Below are 255 nucleotides of genomic sequence, written 5' to 3' on the forward strand. Positions count from 1 at the left end.
TTTTGGTTTTAATGACATTTTTTGGAGTTTTTATGACAATATCAGAAACTGAAACAGCTATTAATAAATTAGTTGGTATTAACATCATGAATAAAAGGAAAAAACTAGGATATTCTGGTCAATTTTTAGCCGATTGTATTGGGGTCAGTCAACAACAATTATCACGGTATGAGAGAGGAAACAGCAGGATCAGTGTGGAAATGTTATTTAAAGTATCTGTCATATTAAAGGAGCCTATAAGTTATTTTTTAATTT

General features: G+C 29.4%; 1 protein-coding gene. It reads left to right on the forward strand.

What is annotated here, in order from left to right; all coding sequences use genetic code 11:
* Positions 1-32: 32 nt before the first annotated feature.
* Positions 33-255, forward strand: a 223-nt coding sequence (locus AAZR23_RS20815) for a helix-turn-helix domain-containing protein (protein WP_434694511.1), incomplete at its 3' end; no start/stop codon positions are given.

Origin of the sequence: Morganella sp. Je.2.23, assembly GCF_051129855.1 — a bacterium.
Classification (GTDB): Bacteria; Pseudomonadota; Gammaproteobacteria; order Enterobacterales; family Enterobacteriaceae; genus Morganella; species Morganella sibonii.